This is a genomic window from Acinetobacter sp. LipI_23, assembly GCF_058243045.1.
In genome coordinates this window covers 1,948,720-1,967,156 of the sequence record NZ_JBZAYJ010000001.1, presented here as the reverse complement: position 1 = coordinate 1,967,156, position 18,437 = coordinate 1,948,720, and the positions used below count along the sequence as shown (strand labels likewise).

General features: G+C 37.9%; 19 protein-coding genes. 12 read left to right on the top strand and 7 right to left on the bottom strand.

What is annotated here, in order from left to right; genetic code table 11:
* Nucleotides 1–21: 21 nt before the first annotated feature.
* Nucleotides 22–420 (bottom strand): hydroxyisourate hydrolase, encoded by a 399-nt coding sequence (gene uraH / locus AC4CVD_RS09695; protein ID WP_148825897.1) that lies wholly within the window; start codon nt 418–420, stop codon nt 22–24.
* A 513-nt stretch (nt 421–933) separates the two neighbouring features.
* Between uraH and AC4CVD_RS09690 the strand changes: the two genes are divergently transcribed.
* Together AC4CVD_RS09690 and AC4CVD_RS09685 are read left to right on the top strand one after the other, a co-directional pair.
* A complete protein-coding gene (locus AC4CVD_RS09690) occupies nt 934–3,165 on the top strand; it encodes an NADP-dependent isocitrate dehydrogenase (RefSeq protein ID WP_490753005.1) in 2,232 nt (743 codons plus the stop codon).
* A 247-nt stretch (nt 3,166–3,412) separates the two neighbouring features.
* Nucleotides 3,413–4,189 carry an LA2681 family HEPN domain-containing protein gene (locus AC4CVD_RS09685; RefSeq protein ID WP_490753004.1) on the top strand — a complete coding sequence of 259 codons (777 nt, stop codon included), beginning with the start codon at nt 3,413–3,415 and terminating at the stop codon, nt 4,187–4,189.
* 35 nt (nt 4,190–4,224) lie between these two features.
* Here the strand turns inward: AC4CVD_RS09685 and AC4CVD_RS09680 are convergent, their stop codons facing one another.
* The 3 genes from AC4CVD_RS09680 to AC4CVD_RS09670 form a co-directional block, all read right to left on the bottom strand.
* The gene (locus AC4CVD_RS09680) at nt 4,225–5,013 is read right to left on the bottom strand and encodes a pseudouridine synthase (RefSeq protein WP_333640116.1); all 789 of its coding nucleotides are present in this window, start codon (nt 5,011–5,013) and stop codon (nt 4,225–4,227) included.
* A gap of 106 nt (nt 5,014–5,119) precedes the next feature.
* Entirely contained in the window at nt 5,120–5,323 is a 204-nt protein-coding gene (locus tag AC4CVD_RS09675; protein ID WP_029575045.1) for a helix-turn-helix transcriptional regulator, read from the bottom strand.
* A gap of 570 nt (nt 5,324–5,893) precedes the next feature.
* Entirely contained in the window at nt 5,894–6,592 is a 699-nt protein-coding gene (locus AC4CVD_RS09670; RefSeq protein WP_326942861.1) for a hypothetical protein, read from the bottom strand.
* A gap of 607 nt (nt 6,593–7,199) precedes the next feature.
* Between AC4CVD_RS09670 and AC4CVD_RS09665 the strand changes: the two genes are divergently transcribed.
* Complete coding sequence (locus AC4CVD_RS09665) at nt 7,200–8,150, top strand: MobA/MobL family protein (protein WP_348930160.1); 951 nt, start codon at nt 7,200–7,202, stop codon at nt 8,148–8,150.
* Between the two features lie 68 nt (nt 8,151–8,218).
* Here the strand turns inward: AC4CVD_RS09665 and AC4CVD_RS09660 are convergent, their stop codons facing one another.
* Both AC4CVD_RS09660 and AC4CVD_RS09655 read right to left on the bottom strand, forming a co-directional pair.
* Nucleotides 8,219–9,064 (bottom strand): hypothetical protein, encoded by an 846-nt coding sequence (locus AC4CVD_RS09660; protein ID WP_114837512.1) that lies wholly within the window; start codon nt 9,062–9,064, stop codon nt 8,219–8,221.
* Nucleotides 9,054–9,392, bottom strand: coding sequence for a hypothetical protein (locus AC4CVD_RS09655; RefSeq protein ID WP_114837513.1), 339 nt, complete (start codon nt 9,390–9,392; stop codon nt 9,054–9,056). The genes AC4CVD_RS09660 and AC4CVD_RS09655 overlap by 11 nt, the downstream gene beginning before the upstream one ends.
* A 1,116-nt stretch (nt 9,393–10,508) precedes the next feature.
* Here AC4CVD_RS09655 and AC4CVD_RS09650 point away from each other — a divergent pair.
* From AC4CVD_RS09650 to AC4CVD_RS09610, 9 genes are all read left to right on the top strand, one after another.
* Nucleotides 10,509–11,117, top strand: coding sequence for a hypothetical protein (locus tag AC4CVD_RS09650; RefSeq protein ID WP_114837527.1), 609 nt, complete (start codon nt 10,509–10,511; stop codon nt 11,115–11,117).
* A 26-nt stretch (nt 11,118–11,143) separates the two neighbouring features.
* Nucleotides 11,144–12,499, top strand: coding sequence for a CAP domain-containing protein (locus AC4CVD_RS09645; RefSeq protein WP_114837514.1), 1,356 nt, complete (start codon nt 11,144–11,146; stop codon nt 12,497–12,499).
* Nucleotides 12,489–13,268, top strand: a complete 780-nt coding sequence (locus tag AC4CVD_RS09640; RefSeq protein WP_114837515.1) for a hypothetical protein — start codon at nt 12,489–12,491, stop codon at nt 13,266–13,268. Before AC4CVD_RS09645 ends, AC4CVD_RS09640 begins: the two co-directional genes overlap by 11 nt.
* 33 nt (nt 13,269–13,301) lie before the next feature.
* A complete protein-coding gene (locus tag AC4CVD_RS09635) occupies nt 13,302–13,685 on the top strand; it encodes a hypothetical protein (protein ID WP_114837516.1) in 384 nt (127 codons plus the stop codon).
* Between the two features lie 95 nt (nt 13,686–13,780).
* Nucleotides 13,781–14,026, top strand: a complete 246-nt coding sequence (locus AC4CVD_RS09630) for a type II toxin-antitoxin system HicB family antitoxin (protein ID WP_114837517.1) — start codon at nt 13,781–13,783, stop codon at nt 14,024–14,026.
* A gap of 29 nt (nt 14,027–14,055) precedes the next feature.
* Nucleotides 14,056–14,337: a hypothetical protein gene (locus AC4CVD_RS09625; protein WP_171355086.1), complete on the top strand. Its 282-nt coding sequence runs from the start codon at nt 14,056–14,058 to the stop codon at nt 14,335–14,337.
* A 26-nt stretch (nt 14,338–14,363) separates the two neighbouring features.
* Complete coding sequence (locus AC4CVD_RS09620) at nt 14,364–14,939, top strand: DUF6088 family protein (protein ID WP_114837518.1); 576 nt, start codon at nt 14,364–14,366, stop codon at nt 14,937–14,939.
* A 178-nt stretch (nt 14,940–15,117) separates the two neighbouring features.
* Complete coding sequence (locus AC4CVD_RS09615) at nt 15,118–15,432, top strand: type II toxin-antitoxin system Phd/YefM family antitoxin (protein WP_114837519.1); 315 nt, start codon at nt 15,118–15,120, stop codon at nt 15,430–15,432.
* Between the two features lie 558 nt (nt 15,433–15,990).
* Entirely contained in the window at nt 15,991–16,296 is a 306-nt protein-coding gene (locus AC4CVD_RS09610; protein ID WP_078424956.1) for a hypothetical protein, read from the top strand.
* A gap of 347 nt (nt 16,297–16,643) precedes the next feature.
* On the opposite strand, the gene AC4CVD_RS09605 is transcribed toward AC4CVD_RS09610, so the two are convergent.
* Nucleotides 16,644–18,194 carry an HNH endonuclease family protein gene (locus AC4CVD_RS09605; protein WP_114837520.1) on the bottom strand — a complete coding sequence of 517 codons (1,551 nt, stop codon included), beginning with the start codon at nt 18,192–18,194 and terminating at the stop codon, nt 16,644–16,646.
* Nucleotides 18,195–18,437 lie beyond the last annotated feature (243 nt).

Here is an 18,437-nt window from a genome sequence, read left to right as displayed (position 1 = left end):
TTATGCGCTTATTTATGTGCATTAACTACCACGATAAGTGGAATAGCCATATTGGCTAATTAATAGAGGAATATGGTAATGATCTAATGAGCCATCAATTACAAATACCACGGGCACTTCAGGAAAGAATGAGCGCTGATTTTTTTGGCGAAACCAATCACCCGTTTTAAAGGTAACTTTGTATACACCTTTTTGTAAGGCCGTATCTTTGGGATATAAATCGTTGATTCGACCTTGGTCATCGGTCGTGCTTGAGCTGATTTCTGTCCATTTATCATTTTGTTGGGCTTCAAGTGTCACTTTGACATTGGCAGAAGGGAGACCATTTTCCAAATTCAGCACATGGACGCTCAATGGATTTTGAGCAAAACACCAAGAAGAAAAACCAAGTCCAATGAGCGGAAGCAGCATTTTTAGCATTGAATTGACCCTTACCGTTGCAGGAAAAAGATTCAGTTTAACCAACCATATAAAAATCATAGGTTTAAAAATGTAAAAATTGAGGAGTACGCGTAGAGGGTTTATTTATCAATATTTAAGCTGCGGCATGTTGAATGGCTCTGCCGATTTAAATTTAGCGGTGAGAAAAGCTATTTTTATGGATATATGGCTACAAGACTGTAAAACGATTTGAAGACTGTATTATGTGAAAACTATCTGTTGTTGTGGCTTAAATGAGGTAAATAACACATTTCGCTAAAAAATTTGTTTATTTGCTAAGCAAAAGCTAAAGCCTTGTGGAAAGACGTGATTTTGAAAAACGAAGGCTGTAGTGGTATTTTCTGGCGAAATGTCGTTATCACTGGATATTACGTTGACTGGAAAGCCCTGAGGGACGATACTTTCAGGGTTTTATTCAAGCACATCGGTTCGCAGGGGTTGAGCCAGAAGCTCATCACCCTAAAAAACTCAATCTAACGCAAGGGGCTATATATGGCTGGTGGAAAGTCAACCATCATTTACACACTGACCGACGAGGCGCCATTGCTAGCGACTTATTCGCTACTGCCGATCATTGAGACCTTTACTAAACCTGCTGGTGTAGAGATCATTAAAACTGATATCTCTGTTGCCGCACGTGTTCTCGCAGAATTCTCTGAATACCTAAAAGAAGAGCAAAAAGTCCCAGACAATCTTGCAGAACTAGGTCGTCTTACCCAAGATCCAGATACTAATATCATCAAACTCCCGAATATTAGTGCCTCTGTTGCTCAGTTAACAGCATGTATCAAAGAGCTTCAATCAAAAGGCTACGCGATTCCTGACTATCCTGAAAACCCAACCACTGAAGACGAAAAAGCGCTTAAAGCACGCTATGGCAAATGTCTTGGTTCAGCTGTAAACCCTGTATTGCGTGAAGGTAACTCTGACCGTCGTGCACCAGCTGCAGTGAAAAACTATGCGAAAAAACACCCGCACTCTATGAGCGAGTGGAAGCAATGGTCTCAAACTCACGTTTCTCACATGGATGAAGGCGACTTCTACCATGGTGAAAAATCGATGACTTTAGACCGCGCACGTAATGTGAAAATGGAACTCATCACCAAGTCTGGTGAAACGATTGTTCTGAAGTCAAAAGTTGCACTCCAAGACGGCGAAATCATCGACTCAATGTTCATGAGCAAGAAAGCGCTTTGCGATTTCTATGAAAAAGAACTTGATGATTGTAAAGAAGCGGGCATTTTGTTCTCTTTACACGTTAAAGCAACCATGATGAAAGTTTCACACCCGATCGTTTTCGGTCACTGTGTGAAAATTTACTACAAAGATGCTTTTGAAAAACACGGTAAATTGTTCGATGAGCTAGGCATTAACGTAAACAACGGTATGGCTGGTCTTTACGAGAAGATCGCAACTTTACCGACATCTTTACGTGAAGAAATCATTGAAGACTTACACGCTTGCCAAGAACACCGTCCTGCACTTGCAATGGTTGATTCGGCGAAAGGCATCACAAACTTCCATTCACCAAACGACGTAATTGTAGATGCTTCAATGCCTGCAATGATTCGTGGTGGCGGTAAAATGTGGGGCGCTGACGGCAAACCTTATGACTGCAAAGCAGTAATGCCTGAGTCAACTTTTGCACGTATTTACCAAGAAATGATCAATTTCTGTAAGTGGAACGGTAACTTCGATCCACGTACGATGGGTACTGTGCCTAACGTTGGTTTGATGGCGCAGAAAGCTGAAGAATACGGTTCGCACGACAAAACTTTCGAAATGTCTGAAGCGGGTGTTGCAAACATCACTGACCTAGAAACTGGTGAAGTGTTGATGACTCAAAATGTTGAGGAAGGCGACATCTGGCGTATGTGTCAGGTGAAAGATGCACCGATTCAAGATTGGGTAAAACTTGCAGTAAACCGTGCTCGTAACTCGGGTATGCCAGCAATCTTCTGGTTAGACCCATACCGTCCGCACGAAAATGAAGTGATCAAGAAAGTACAAAAATACTTGAAAGACCACGACACTGCTGGTTTAGATATTCAGATCATGTCTCAAGTACGTGCAATGCGTTATACACTTGAACGTGTAGCGCGTGGCCTAGATACGATTTCTGTAACGGGTAACATCCTACGTGACTACCTGACTGACTTGTTCCCAATTATGGAATTGGGTACTTCAGCGAAAATGTTGTCTATCGTTCCGTTAATGGCGGGCGGTGGTATGTACGAAACTGGTGCGGGTGGTTCAGCACCTAAACACGTACAGCAGCTTGTAGAAGAAAACCACTTGCGTTGGGATTCTTTAGGTGAGTTCTTGGCGTTAGCGGTTTCTTTAGAAGAGCTAGGCATTAAAGAAGATAACGCTCAGGCGAAACTTCTTGCGAAGACTTTAGACCAAGCGACTGGCAAATTACTTGATAACGACAAGTCTCCATCACGTCGTACTGGCGAGTTAGATAACCGTGGCAGCCACTTCTACTTAGCGAAGTTCTGGGCTGAAGCGCTTACTGCGCAAGATGAAGACGCTGAGTTGAAAGCGAAGTTTGCTCCACTTGCGAAAGCACTTGCTGAAAACGAAGACAAGATCATTGCTGAACTTGCTCAAGTTCAAGGTCGAGCTGCTGACATCGGTGGTTACTATGCTGTAGATACAGCTAAAGTAAATGCTGTAATGCGTCCAAGCGAGACTTTGAATGCTGCACTTGAAGAGATCTAAGTCAAAACTAAATCGGTAAATTTACCGATGAAGTGAAAAAAGCCGATGCGAATGCATCGGCTTTTTTTTATAACTAAATACTATATATTTTACCGAGGAAGAATTTGTAACTCAGTTGGAATTCATGTAGAAAGTATAGTATCAACCGGCTTTGTTGCACAAAGATTTCATAACTATATGATTTTAAAAGTTTTGATTATTTTTTGATCCAAAATTAAATTTATTTAAATCAGATGCTTACATATTTATGCAACAAAGCCCTTCTGAACTAAAGGGGGATTCTGAGCATTTTTATAACAGGACTTATTCACATATTTACGATACATTGCATGCTCTAGATAATTTAAAGACTTCACATATGAAATCTGCATTTAGGATTTTATATTCAATTTTTGATAAGATTTCATATTTTATTGCAAAGTATTTTGATTTATCTATTAAAGATCATGAGATTAGCATTAAAGGAATATTTTATGAAGGAAAATTAGATAAGATTCGTGGTAGATTTTTTGAATCTAAAAACTATTTCTTGCATGCTTTATTTTATATATTAAAAGAGATTGAGACTGAACCGAAAGGGAAAAACAGAGATTCCATTGAAAATATGAATAAGATGGAAAATCTTGCAAATTTAGAAAAACATCGATTAGCAAAAATTAGGAACCATTTGGAGCATAGGTCTTTTCGAGTGATTGATGATTTTGGCTATGAATTAAATACAAAGTATAATTCTAGTGAAGTGTTTTGGTATCAAGAGTTATTAGAGAAAAAAGAGGAGTTGGAGAAGAAAAACCTTCAGAGTTCTGATGAATATATAGAAGTTATAAATTACATAAAAGAAAAAGAGATAAAATCTAAGTATATTTTCGAAATGCCTTTTTCGGAATTTGAAGAGTGTGTAATGCACATAGCGAGACTTGTTAGAAACTCTTTAATGTATTTATCGTTGGTTGTGCATTATGAAGAAAAAAATAAATCTGTAAGTGATAAATTTATTTTACAAAGAGAAGTTCCTCTGAAGTAAAAGCCCACTGACGTGGGCTTTAAAATACTTAATTTTTAACGTCCATTACGTCCGCGACCGCGTGGCGCTTTTGTATTTGGACGAGTAGTACCATTGGTTTTACGCTTTGGTTTCTCACTATCATCCATTTGCCAAATACGCTTTGTACCTGACTTTTTCACAGAGCCATCTTTGTTCTTACGAACCATAGGCTTACCGCCTGTACCACCCGGTTTTTTCACATAAGAGCGTGAACGGTAAGGTTCTTCCGCAGGAATGTTTTGAAAGTCAGGGTATAAAAGTGGTTCGATTTCTTTGGATTCACCTGGTTGTAAACCCATTTGAACCAAATCAATTGCACCAATTTTAGTACGGATTAAACGTAAGGTTGGAAAACCTACAGCAGCAGTCATACGACGTACTTGACGGTTACGGCCTTCACAAATTGAAATTTCGACCCAAGAAGTCGGCACAGACGCACGGAAACGTACAGGAGGATCTCGCTCCCATAACCACTCAGGTTGTTCAACTTTAGATGCTTCAGCAGGTAAAGTTATACCATCTTTCAGTTCCACGCCTTTACGCAACTGCTCAAGGGCTTCTTCAGTTACATCACCATCGACCTGAACCAAATACGTTTTAAATTTTTTATTGGCAGGGTTGGTGATGTATTGGTTCAAACCACCATGGTCGGTTAAAAATACCAAGCCTTCAGAGTCCATATCCAAACGACCAGCCAAGCGCAAAGTAGAGTCGCTGACAAAGTCAGACATCGTCATATGTGCTTCATCTTTACGGAACTGGGAGAGGACGTCATAGGGCTTATTCAGGATGACGATTTTCATTATAACCTACTAAAATATATAAATTAATTTTGATGTGGTTTCCTACTTACCCGTTTAAGTACCCGCTCTGGGAGAGATAGCGGAGAAATTAGGAATAAAATGACCACTAATTGTGGGGTACTATATCAGATTTAGGCTTATGCTCCTCAACTTTATTCTTAACGTACGAGGAATACCAAAAAACATCTTTATCAGAAAGTCTAATTGGTTGCTGAATATCCCCAGTATTAATCATGTTATAGAATTTATCTTTTCCAATGGATAGGAGTTGCATAAATTCTTTAGCTCGAATTCTGCGATCAATCTCAATCATCTTGCATCCTCTGTGCTCATCCCACCACCTTCATATCTAGAGGATAAGACTCTTGGTGATTCATGTATTCTTCATCAAATGACGGGTAAACTGTATTAGCTTTTAAATTGTGCTTTTTAAATATAAATCTAAGTGAATTTTTCGTACTGTTACCAGAAAAAGTGCAGCTACCATTAGCTTGTACTTTTTTTACATATTCAGATAATTCAAACCGAATTTTGAAGTTCATCGATCCTCCCATAAATTGATAAATTTTTCATTTTCAGGGTGAGCTGGTAATTAAATGAAAAAACGAATATGCACATTATCAAAATATTTAAAAAAAAGATGAGAAAAGTTTAAAAAACAAAAAAAAGTTTTATTTTTTAATTTATTATATCAGTAAAATAATCTTAAGTTTATTTAGATGGTATTTTGTAAAATGTATAATTCTGTTTTGTAAAGTGATTTGTTAGAAAAATTATAATAAAATAAGAGAATTGAATTTTTAGAAACGCACACTGCTAAGCCGACCTTAATTCAGGTCGGCTATTAACGTTTGCTACTTTTTCTGTTAATTTTTAATGGTTACTCATCATAGATTTTAAATGGGTTGTTTAAATTGAGAGAAATTGCGTTCTTTTTATTGTTGAATTCTCTGCCGATATCAGAGATATTAAATTCACTTAACTCTGTATCTGAGAATACTTCTTTATTGAAGTAATCCTGCAATAGATGAAGTTTTATGATCTTAAATAATATCTCAAGTGGATCGTCATCTATATGATGTAATTTAAGAAGAGAAAGTACTGTTCCACCGATAAAGAATTTTTTATGATTCTCTCTATTTCTCTTTTTAATATTTTGTTGTTTGTCTAAAGCATCATCCCTGTCCAAGATGTTTTGATGAATTTTTATTTTTATATTGTCAGGTAGTTTTGACATATAATTGTCTAACATTTTTTCAGCTAAAAAATAATGTTCAAGCACTGGTGGAACAACTTCTCCGAAATAACTATAATCTAAAATATCGCGTTCTATTTTTGTGATCGAGTTTGGATCTTTTTTGGATATAAAATGAAGTTTATTATCATACGTCTTTCTTTTTTTTGTATATAGATACGTTTTTCTGATTAATTGTTTTTCTTTATCACTCAGTTCCCCTAATTTTTTTTGTTCGATTAATTGAATGACATCATAATGTGAACTTTCGAATGCAGGATTATTCATTGCAAAATATTCGATTGAATTAATATGCTCTTGTGTTGTTAATGCTGTACGACTCATCGTGATATTTTCTCACTAAAATAATAAAAAATGTATATCACATGTCAATTTTAAAACTTGAGAAAAGTTTAAATATTCAAAAAAAGTTCTGCTTTTTTTTCTGCTCTCTGTTAGTCACTTTTAGTTTGCTGTTAGTTTTACTGTTAGTGGTGAGGGATAAAAATCATTTTTTGCGAATGCAAAAAAAAGATTTTTATCTCGTCTCCGTGTTCATTAAAATTTTCTTTCAGAAAATTTTAATGAACACTACGGCTCGTCCTGCGGAGCACTTTTAGTTAGTTAAGTGATTGTATTTAAATGATATTATTTATTAAATATTCGAAAATTTACTTGAAGTGGCTAAAAATTGCACAAACGCCTGTTACACGTTAAAAATTGGGGCTGTTACATGTTTTTTTGCTTAAATTTCGTTCGGTGTTACACGTTAAAATTTCTGTTGTTACACGTTAAAACTGGGGGGTGTTACACGTTAAAAGTACATACATTTATGATGCTGATATATTTTCTATAAAAAAACGCATTATTTTTTCATTTTCTGTATCAAACGAATAAAATTTTTGAATAATTTTATATGCTCCATTTTCTTTATTTGAAATTGGATTTGTATATGTATTATTTTGATTTACGTCATAATGTGAAAGAACTAAAAATTCAGCATAAAAATTTGCGTAGAGACAAATTTAGACATTCTTCAGAACTCGGTTATCACTACATTACGCGAACATTATATTTTTCAACGCATAAACAAGATATTGAAGAGCTTGAATATACAGCATCAGCCAATATGCCAATCTGGGCAGCTGATTGCCCCGAAGTATTTTGGAATGCAGCGGATCAATATGAAAGTATGAAGGGGAGGACATCTACGCATATTACCGTGGCTCTGCCGAAAGAACTCAATTATATGCAGCGGATAGATTTATCAAATCAACTTATATATGAATTCTGCGGTCAATATCAGATGCCCTACAGCTTTGCCATCCACAATCATGTTTCCACCCTAGATGGGCGTTATGAACAACCACACCTACATTTATTATATTCAGAGCGAAGTATTTATGATGGCATTGAACGAACACCAGAACTTTATTTTCAAAGACACTGTCCAAAGAATCCTGAGAGAGGCGGTGCCAAGAAACTAACAGCAGATGTAATTGGTCTCGGTCGTCATCAAATTAATCATTATCGAAAAATCACAGAAAATGTCATAAATAAATTTTTAAAAGAATATGCACCCATTAAAGAAGTGGAGATCTACGGAATTAAGTTCCACGTCGAAAATAAGGTCTCATGTTTATCGAATGAAGATTATAATCAAAAAAATGGGACAAATTTAAAAGATGTTCCGCAAATACCTCGCCATTATTTACATAGTAAAGATCCGGATATTCAAGAAAAAATTCAAATGGTTAGACAGACAGTTAAAGAGATTCGAGAAGCGAATTTATATGAATTACATCAAGCTGAGTATCAGTTTGAATTGTCCAGAAGAAATCAGTATCAATATGAAAATAATGATATTGCTCAGAAGCCTAAATCTAATGATTTCGACTTCTAATTTATTTTGATTCTCAGTGTAAGAGTAGTTTCTAAAAAGCAAGTTCAATCTGGATAAGATGAACTTGCTCACTTGATTAAATAGTTGTCGATTTGCAATTGCTCAAGTGCATACCACTTATAGCGATCTTGGCCTGAAAAATGCTGTTTGATATAGGCAATATGTCGAATCACGTGTTTCTGCTGTTTGAGTAAATATTGGATGCGCTGATCTGCATAATGAATATCAACGCGCTGCTGCAACAGCGCTTGATAAAAATGACGATAATCCATATTCATATTTTTGAGTATTTCACTTGTAGCGATCGGGGAGAGTGGTTGGCTCAATCCTTGTGCCGTCGTATGTTCAGAAATGACAATTTTCGACTGTACGCAACATTTCTCTGTTCTTAAGGGCTGCGTGGGTGCAGGCACTTGATCTTTGAGGGTGTGAAAAGCCTGTTGAATCGACTGTGTTAGCGTATCAGCTTGCGTATTTTCCGCAGGATGTACACTGCTTATGGACTTTGTATCTGTTGTCCTCGTTGTTTGAGTAGACGATTGCGGTTGAGCTTGAGTTTCAGTATTCGGCTGGATCAATTGTTCTAACTTTTTATAGTTAATTGAATAAAAATTGGTTTGGAGCCATTTATTTTTTGAGAGCTTTTTAATCACTAAAATCTCTGCCTGTTTTAATTTAGCGACGATCCGTTTGATTGTGGAGACACTATAGATCCCGAGGGTTTGTTGCCATTGCTCATAGCTATGAAACCAATACTTTTTTCCTTTGTGGACTTGAGCATCACTTTTTTCTAAGCAGTAATGCAGCTTTTGCAAGAAAGTTGCGGCTGCGACGCCATACGCTTTTGCAAGCGTAGGCGAAGCAATTAAAGGGTAGTCAGAGGGAGCCAGCAGAATATGCTGATTATGCTTCATAACGTGCTCCCAAAAGACGCTCAGCACGTTCAATCAGGTTTTGACGTTGATGGGTTCGGAATGCCCAGAGCGATGGGGTATGATTATTTTGATTGAGTTTTGCGACTTCAGCGATTTGTTCATCATTCATCTGGCGCATGCATTGACGAATAATTTGGTGCGCATGTTCAAGCTCGGTCAGCATGGAGTCTGCAGTATCGAGTGCTTGATAAAGATGGGTTAAGCTTTGACGCTGGGGATTTGAAATGGTTTTGCCAAGTTCAACAATCAGTTGAGAGGCTTGTTTTTTAGATGTGCAAGTGTATGCACCATGAAATTTAGCGTTCATAGTCGTTTTCTCTGATAAGTTTTAAATACTTACCAACATCACTTTCCTACGGTGATGGTGGCAGCTCGACAGAAGTAGGAAATACCGTTCAGAGAGTACGGCCAGCACAAGGCTGTCCTGTCAAGCCGCCATAGCGACTGCTAAAACAGTAGGCAAAAAAATAGCCGCTAAGCGACTTTTATTTACCGCTCTCTGATGATATCAGGTTTCCTACGCCTGAACACAGATTTTGCTGTGTCCTATAAGCTTATCTGCGTATCCCGTGAGCTGTCAACGCTATATTTGATTATTTTTACAAAACGCAACATTTAATTAATTCATTGATTAAGCTTTAGTTATTGGGGGAAGTCTGACGGCTAGGTCTACCTATGATGAACAGGAATGTGTCGTTTGATACAGCAGGGCTTTTTTTCAGATCCACTTAAAAAAGTGAATGTTTGGTGAAGATCTATTCAATCATTTTATTCATTTATTTTATTACAGAAGAGCAGTTCATTTTAGACCGATCCATAGCATCAAAATCAGCCCATCGATGGTTTTAATTTGAGCTTATGGGTGAAATCAATAACTTAACTGAATTTATTCAAGCCGATCATGTGAATTTTATCGTATCGCGAAATTGACTAAAGCGCTGGATAAATCTAATATGAGCTCGCTGGCCTACATTGCCAGTCGGTTTTAGCAGACCGATTCATCTAGCACATGAGGTTTATATTTTTGGATATAAACTGAATGTGGGAATCTTCACGTCCCCCTTTTTTTCTATGGTAGGACGGAAGGGGGACACTTTCGGGTGTGCTGATTCCTAGATGATCAGTCTGCTAACCCCTTTTCGTTCTGCCACCATTATTTAGCAGTAATTTGGTAGAACTTCTATTACATCTAGGAGCTTCTCATGCTGTATCCATCTAATCTTTATTGTGCCTCCGCATCTGTTCAACCTTGTTGTGTCATTCAACAGGGCATACCGCACTGATTTTAATTTTTAAGCGGTATTAAAAAAACATTTTTATACGAACAATCTCTAAGGTGGATGGCTCAATCACGCCTATAAAAAATACTTATTTTTATATCCCCTGGTGATTGTCAATTGCATTGAACATGCGGGGAACAATGATGTCTGAATTCACTCAACCAAAAATCATTCCAATCGAAACTCGCCCACCAAAATCCAAAGTTTTTATAAAGTGCATCGTGGCGCCGATCGTCATCTTTTTAATTATGGCCAAAGTCTTTTCCTTTGGCTGGTTTGGTTCTCTATTTTTTGGCATTTGGCTGTTATGGTTTGTGATCACCTATTACTTCTATGAATATGGCAATACCTATTTTGCAGGCATGACGGAACAACTGACCCGTCAAGGTGAACAGTTTAATTATCACAATCGTGGGGTCTGGATTAACAGTCAGCATAAAACCATCATCCTGTTTGATGAACCCGAACAGCGTTTAGTGAAATACCCCTTTGACTATATTACGTCGGTCGGTCACTTCAACTTAGTTGAAGACAAAGTCTCTTATACCAGCACAGTCACCAGCAATCCGATGACGGGAACGCATATCCACCATCACGAACATCGCAGCCCAGTCAAAAGAGAATACCAAGTCAATATTGGAACACGAGATCAATTCAAACCGCATTACTGCCTCAAAGTGTTGTTTCCTTGGCGTAGCCCAAAAATGGCCAGTGAAATTCGTCAACTGCTGTCGGCTGATCATTACCAATAAAAACCAAGAATAAGAGGGCGAATAAAATGATGAAACATTCAAAAACGGGGATAGCATCGATTAGAAACAGCACCTTGATGCTGGTCATCAGTATGGCCATGGTCGGATGTGGCGGTGGTGGTTCAGGCGGAAGCACTGGTTCCAATAGTGGTGGAACGGATGGAGCAAACGATGGCGGTACTTCACCTCAGCCTGTCACGTGTTCTGAAACGCAATATCTCCAAGAAGGGATCTGTAAAAACAAGACAGCACAACGCTTTGAACCCTTACAGCTCCAGCGCTTTCTCAAAGGTCAGGCCTATCAGTTGAACCTAAAGACGGATCAAGATCTGGCCCTCAGTTTTAGCAGTGAAAGTCCGAGTATTTGTGACTTCGAACAAGGCGAGCTCAAAGCCCTGGATGTGGGAAAATGTACTTTAAAACTGACACAGGCGGGAACCTCACAGCTTCTGCCTGTGCATAGCACGATGGTGGTGGATGTCATTGAGGCGCAAGCAGAGGAGCATAAAGATCTGAATGCTTGTCAGGCAGGGAGACCCAGTGAGGCGGAGCGGCAGCTGTTTATCAATACCCTGAATGAGATCCGTGCCTTACACAATCTGCCGAAAGTTCGCTATGACCAAGCCTATGAAGACCAAATGATGCAAGCCTCTATGTTACTGGCGGTGAATGAAAAGACCTCACACTATCCGGACCGTACGTGGCGCTGTTTTAGTGACATTGGCTATCAAGGGGCTTCAACATCGAACTTGAACTTTGTTCAAGCCTATCAACCTTTAGCCAGCTACGGTGCTGATACCCATCTGATCAATTGGTTGATTGAAAAAAACTCGAGCAGCATTGGACATCGACGTCATATCTTGAGTCCCTTTCTGACTAAAACCGCCTATGGCGAAGTCTCCAATACCGAGGCTAAAAGCGTATCGACCATCTTAGGCGCTGCCATGAAAGTGGTCTATCCCTATGCATCACAAACCTTAAGCACCACGATGCCGAAAGGGGTGATTGCTTATCCGTATCATGCCTATCCAAAGAAATTCTTTGCAAAAACTGAACCTTTATCCCTGTCGATATTAGTCAATCCACAAAATGCCTATGCCAACAATACGGTGGATTTTTCTCAGGCGAAACTAACCGTGACGAGACGGGATAATCAGCAAAGCCAAACGATCAGCAACATCGAGTATGACAATATCAGCTATGGTTTAGTCGCCAATAATCTGCAATTCCATTTTAGCGCAATGGAATACAACGTGATCTATGACGTTAATGTGCAGAATGTATTGGTGGATGGAAAAGCTGAGGACTATACCTACTGGTTTAAAGTTGATGATCAGTCTAGTGAACAGCACTTATCAGGAGAATCATCCAATGAGATTTAAGCTGAGGCCATTTTTACTTGCCAGTGCTTCACTACTGGTATTACAGACAGCGGTAGCTCAACCCGTTTCTAACGCCAATGCATTGACTTTGCAGCCAGTGACTTTAGCGCAGGGCTTAAACTGTTTGGATTGGGCCAAGCAAGAACAGTCGTTTAGCAATCAACTGGCTACGGGAGATTGGACGCATACCGCAGCCTCTAAGCTAACAACGCTGCAACAACAATTTAAGCAGCAATACACCCAGCAAAAATCATCCGTTGTGGATGATCCAGACGATGAAAACTACTGTGAGGATTGTCCTGAAATCGAGGTCTATTTGCCCAACGATCAACGCAATCCGATTCAACGGATTGAGGCTTTGATGCAGGTCAGTGTGGCTGGGGCAAGTACCTCGATTTATCGCAATGATGACATGGCCCAAACCAAGCGAAAGTTAGAGAAAGGTTTAAAAATTCAGCTCAGTCACTATAGCGGGCAGCAATTTAAACGCTTTAAACAGCAGTGGGATCAAGCCTCAGCACATGACAATGAGAAACGTACTAAGACCCAACAGGTCTTTCAACAGTATCCGCATTTAAAAGTGTTTAACGGGGAGGTCTTTCAAAACGGAAAGCGTTACAGCCCTAAACAGATTTACATCTATACCCAGCACTATAAACGGGATGCTTCTGATCTGACCGACATGATTGCCTATATCAGTCTGTATGACCATCCCGTGAATCCATCACAGCACATATTACAGTGTGGCTTTATTGACAGTATGTCTTAAACCGCTTCAACTGATTAAATAAAGAGTAGCATCATGAAAAAAATATTTTTAGCGGGCTTATGTCTCAGCCTTTCAAGCTTGGCCTGTGCGGGCGCCAAAGAAAATCTTATTGGAAAACGTCTGGTGATGGACATCCCTGAGGTTCAATGTGCCGGCTTGTCCTTCTCGAAAAATGGCAAAGATGCGGCGATGTATGCAGAACTGGGGCAATGTCAGGATCCCCTACATCTTAGAGTCAGATGGTTAGATGACAAGACCTTTATCTTAATCGAAAAAGTACGCCTCAATGAAACCTCTCCACCCCGTAGCTTTTTATATAAGGTCAAAAGCGTCAATCAGCACTATGTAGAACTCACTCAGATCTGGACAGGGTGGGGAGACTCAAAAGACGATACGTGGGGTTATTACTTTAGATAACAAGAGTGTACTAGTGAGCAAGAGAAGCCTCTGCTGAGGTAGGGGCTTTTAAAACAAGAAAGAATGGTTCGATCAGTATTTAAAGGAATTCGATCATGTTATGTCGTCCAGTGTTTTATCCAGCAAAATTCGAACAAGAAGGGCAAGCGTACAATGTCTCTTTTCGTGATATTCCCGAGGCAATGACTTGTGGTGACAATTTCGAGGATGCGCTACAGATGGCCAAAGATGCGCTGTTTACCAGTGTAGACTTCTATCTTGAAGAGGGTCGGAGTTTACCTCCACCCAGTGAATGCCAAGAGGGTGAGATCCTGATTGCTTTGGTTCAGTCTCTGAAATAATCACAGGGATCAACAATGAGGAGGCCAATGTGGAAAGCAAAGAATACAAAGACTTAGAACAAGATAAAGACCTAGAACAACCCACAGATGTTTTATGTGATGTTTGTATGGAATCCACGAAACTGAACCATGCTGTCCTGTCTACCAATTGGGGCAGTGGGTCGAAGCATGATGGAGAACAGTATGAACTGCATTTATGTGAGGCATGTTTCTTCGCTACTCTCGCAACGTTAAAAAGAGAGCATCGGGTGAAGCAGATGTTTAATGAGGATTTTAATGAAGCTGCATTAGAAAAGTTTGGTCTGAAATAAGTAGATCAAGATGACGGATTGTGCCTATGGATGACAATATTAAAAGACTTTTAGTAGAAGCTGAATTGAAAAACTTAGCAGCCGACTCAGTGTTTTCTGTTCAAGATATCAGAGTTGCTCTTTCTAAGAAGCAGCTATTAAGCTTTTTATCTCCTTATCTGGATCAAGGGGAGGTCAGTCAGGTTATCCCTAATATTTACTATAAAGTTAAATGCTCAAATCTTTTTAATCCGCCGAGAGCTTTATCTCCTGATCTCTCCAAAGTATTAGCCGCGATAACCCGATTAACTGGTGAGACGTTTCAATATGATGGCGGCTATTGTGCCAATCGTTTAGGGTTAAGTACTCAAGTGCCTCTATATCATGTCTTGCATACAAATGGCCGTTCAAGGCGATTCAAACTGGCTGGTGTAGATGTGGTACTGAATCACACGGATGATCAGCGGCTCCTCCAATACCCTTTACAAAAAGTGGGCATGGCGATCTCTGCTTTGTACTATTTAGGACCAAATGTTGTTGATGATAAGATCATCAAAGCGATCAGAGATCAGTTATCACTTGAGGAGTATGAAAAGTTACTTTCAGCAGATTTGCCGAAATAGCCTATTCCTGTGTAAGCCTAAGAACTATTCCAATTTGCACCCTACCTGTCATTCCTGTTCCAAGTAGGCTATCAAGAATTAAATTACATAGTTAATATTGATATTGCATGCTTGAAATATGGTCAAATTATAGGGCAAATATGATGCAATTCTTACCATATAGTATGAGGTCTTAGATATGAAAGGATTAACTTTTATTAATGGTGCGACAGTTTCTGCGACTGATGTTCGCAAATCTTGGAGTAAAATTGTTCAAGGTGTCAAAGATAGCCATAAACCTGTTTTTGTTTGCAGGAACAATACGCCCGAAGCTGTTATTCTAAGCTTTGAAGAATTTCAAAACATGCAGGAAATCGTTGAAGCTGCTCGACGTGAACAGTTCGGACAACAGATGGTTTGCGATCTATTGGATATTGCTCAGTTAACAGATCAGCCGATCAAACATATGCTTTTGAACAAAAAAGGTGTGTTTGAAGAAGCAGAAGGGCAATAAGCATAGCTGTTGGTGATAATTATGAGATTTTCGTAAGATTTGATTCAGATACCCTTGAACGGAAAGGGTGTTATACAGTTGGAATTGGTAAAACTAATTTAACTGTTATATTTTTAGATTCGATTATAAGCCAGTACAAAGCAATAAAAAATGAGTTATCACCTGAAGATTATGCAAAGTTACTTTCAGCCTATTTGTCGCAATGGATCAAAAGGTTGATGAGTGATTATGAAAATTGGACTGCCACCACTTTCCTAGACAAATATGGTCTATTTTTGGACTGTCACCTGTATTAGGCTCTACATCTCCTGCTTCAGGATTTAATGCTAAGAATGTTTTGAATTCCTCATATTTTTCCTGAGCCCAATAAACAAGACAGTATTTAGTAAATAATGGTCTCACATATTGTATACATTGATTTTAGTTATACTACCTTGTAGTAGTTTATTTCATACTACTTGGTGATATTTTTACATACTAAATTTTAATTCACAGGGTTAAAGACGATGTACTATTTCGCAGAGGATCCCTTCTAGGTAATGTTACCTAGGAGGAACAATGAAAAAACTAAAACATCAATACAAGCAATCAATACAAAGTACTCGACACGATTATCTTTGGAAGGTTTACCCTAATGTCAGAAGTTCTATATTTAAGAAATTTAGAACTCAGCAAGAGCGTAGCTTTTATTTTTTGCATCGTATTGAATACAAAAGTTATTCGCTTAAAATTCGAGTAGCACGTGGTGCAGGCTTACCTCAAGTTTGGGATGATTTTCCGACTTGCGTTTATAAAGTTGCTAAAAGTTGGAAACATAATTCTAAGAGAGCACATCAGTACTACAAAGAACATGAACAAAAATAAAAAATGGGAGCTATCAGCTCCCATTTTTTGTTGTTTCTGCATAGCCTGCAGAATCAATAGCCCCATTATGTTAAATAGGGCTAAAATTCCCTCTTTGAGAAATCTGATTGAGCTGATCCTAGACAGTCTTAACCAAATATCGGTAACTGTCAGATTAGGTCGGAACTAATACACATGATCAAAGTTTTAATACTGTGCCTCCTGCTTTCAGCCTGCACAGCCCATTCGATTTCGACAAAAGTGCATGTCACTGTTTGCGTGCAGTGTGTGAATAAAAAAAAGCTCTCGTGTGAGAGCTTTTTCGCATAAGTTAGATAGGCACTAAGATTAGTACCGAGTCTTACCTTTTAATTTTTATAAGTTGTATTACAGTATGGGTGAGTTAATTGAGCATTATCAATACTTCCATTTCCACCATCTTCTTTTCGTTTTATGTGATCAATAGAAATTGATTTTTGATGGAGTAGTCCATGGCAAATTTTACATTTTGGAGCACCTAGAAGCGCATCTCGTAAAAAAACTTCGCTTTTTACATTCTTAGAAAAGCTCTTACCTATTTCAAAATCAGGATTGGAATCAAAAACAGTATCTTGAATAATATATGAAAAATCAGGGTTTTCAGGCAATTTTTCTAAAATTTCTTGAATTGAAAGATTCTTTTCTAAAGAATCTAAAACATGGATGTAGAAATCTACAAGTGGTTGAATGGCTTTATTTGCTTGACGTGCTTTTCGAACAATTTGTTGAATGATGTGTTCTGATGAATAAATTATTTTTTCAAAGTTTTCTCGATGTTTTGTGAAGACATTGAGTTTCTTTTTATCAGTTAAATATTGAGTGAAAGCAATAATAGAGTTAAATGAACTCACTCGAAAATTTCCAACAGAGCTGTAAATATAAATAGCAGGATGTAAGCCAAGTGATGAAGGGTGGTTTGAATTCACTCTATAAAGCGTTTTTTTAATATCCTTTAAGGCCTTTAGTGTTAAATTTCCATCAGTATCATCATCATTACTGTTCACTTTTAATGTCGTTAATAGATCTAAGATCATGCTTAAAGAATTACTTGCATGATTTTTACCACCTAGAGGAAGGTCCAAAGTTTTGATTGGGGTCATTAGTGCAGGATTAAAGATGAGTTCATTGATTTCTTGTGCTTGCTCTTTAATTTCTTGTGCTTGCTCTTTAAATTTATCCCAATAACCATAGCCTTGCCCACCTCTTAAAATGGCTCTAGCACATAAGCCAATAGGTTTTCTTCGAGTTTTTAGAATATTTATTTCAGTATCACTAATTGGTGTAGATTTTTGATTAATTTTAAAGAAGCTATCTTCAGCTTTTTTAGAGTCCCCATCAACCCATTGCAATTGAATAGCACGAGTACCAAAGTTCTTAAGCTTACTTTGAATGTTCTTAGGTGCACTAGCTTGATCATATAAAGCTTCTTTAAATGAGCTAAATGAACCAATTTCTTTATTGATTAAATCTCTTGCTTTCTGTGCAACTTTAATTTGTTCTTCAGGGATAGCATTATCAAAAAACTTTCTAGAAATCTTACCATCACCATAATCATCATTAACCCATGCCGCTATAGCACTTAATCGATGTGCACCATCAATTACAAATGTGAAACTATCTGCATATTTCCAAAGAATAATTGCAGGGATCAAATCACCATCTAAGAAGCTAGCAACTAAATCTTTAATTTTTTCAGCATCCCATTCATTTGTTTCTCTTTGAAAATCTGGTTTTCTTAATGAAGAGAAAAAAAATCCAGGAATCTCAAAATCACTATATCCTAATGTAGATTTATGAGGTCCTTGAGACATTAGATTTTGATCTTGAATTTCAAAATCATCGCGCCCGATTAAAGCGTCTAAAAATAATTTTTGTGACATATTAGTATCTTAAAGTATTTGAAATTAAAGTATTTTAATCTTTCTCAGCATATAAAAGCATATATTAGAAATTTTAAGATTTCTTAAAACTAACATAATACGCTTTATAAGAAACTATTAAAAATTTCGTATGAAGATCAAGATTTTAGCTGTTCTTGTTCTTAATAAACCAGAACATATCTTTAGTGATTATTCACGTTTCGCGCATATAATTCAACAGAACTAATGATTTAAATCCTTAGC

Excerpts from the sequence above, each read along its gene's own strand:
- uraH (WP_148825897.1), bottom strand. The coding sequence starts at position 420 with ATGCTAAAAATGCTGCTTCCGCTCATTGGACTTGGTTTTTCTTCTTGG.
- AC4CVD_RS09690 (WP_490753005.1), top strand. The coding sequence starts at position 934 with ATGGCTGGTGGAAAGTCAACCATCATTTACACACTGACCGACGAGGCG.
- AC4CVD_RS09685 (WP_490753004.1), top strand. The coding sequence starts at position 3,413 with ATGCAACAAAGCCCTTCTGAACTAAAGGGGGATTCTGAGCATTTTTAT.
- AC4CVD_RS09680 (WP_333640116.1), bottom strand. The coding sequence starts at position 5,013 with ATGAAAATCGTCATCCTGAATAAGCCCTATGACGTCCTCTCCCAGTTC.
- AC4CVD_RS09670 (WP_326942861.1), bottom strand. The coding sequence starts at position 6,592 with ATGAGTCGTACAGCATTAACAACACAAGAGCATATTAATTCAATCGAA.
- AC4CVD_RS09665 (WP_348930160.1), top strand. The coding sequence starts at position 7,200 with ATGTATTATTTTGATTTACGTCATAATGTGAAAGAACTAAAAATTCAG.
- AC4CVD_RS09660 (WP_114837512.1), bottom strand. The coding sequence starts at position 9,064 with ATGAAGCATAATCAGCATATTCTGCTGGCTCCCTCTGACTACCCTTTA.
- AC4CVD_RS09655 (WP_114837513.1), bottom strand. The coding sequence starts at position 9,392 with ATGAACGCTAAATTTCATGGTGCATACACTTGCACATCTAAAAAACAA.
- AC4CVD_RS09650 (WP_114837527.1), top strand. The coding sequence starts at position 10,509 with ATGTCTGAATTCACTCAACCAAAAATCATTCCAATCGAAACTCGCCCA.
- AC4CVD_RS09645 (WP_114837514.1), top strand. The coding sequence starts at position 11,144 with ATGATGAAACATTCAAAAACGGGGATAGCATCGATTAGAAACAGCACC.
- AC4CVD_RS09640 (WP_114837515.1), top strand. The coding sequence starts at position 12,489 with ATGAGATTTAAGCTGAGGCCATTTTTACTTGCCAGTGCTTCACTACTG.
- AC4CVD_RS09635 (WP_114837516.1), top strand. The coding sequence starts at position 13,302 with ATGAAAAAAATATTTTTAGCGGGCTTATGTCTCAGCCTTTCAAGCTTG.
- AC4CVD_RS09630 (WP_114837517.1), top strand. The coding sequence starts at position 13,781 with ATGTTATGTCGTCCAGTGTTTTATCCAGCAAAATTCGAACAAGAAGGG.
- AC4CVD_RS09620 (WP_114837518.1), top strand. The coding sequence starts at position 14,364 with ATGGATGACAATATTAAAAGACTTTTAGTAGAAGCTGAATTGAAAAAC.
- AC4CVD_RS09615 (WP_114837519.1), top strand. The coding sequence starts at position 15,118 with ATGAAAGGATTAACTTTTATTAATGGTGCGACAGTTTCTGCGACTGAT.
- AC4CVD_RS09610 (WP_078424956.1), top strand. The coding sequence starts at position 15,991 with ATGAAAAAACTAAAACATCAATACAAGCAATCAATACAAAGTACTCGA.
- AC4CVD_RS09605 (WP_114837520.1), bottom strand. The coding sequence starts at position 18,194 with ATGTCACAAAAATTATTTTTAGACGCTTTAATCGGGCGCGATGATTTT.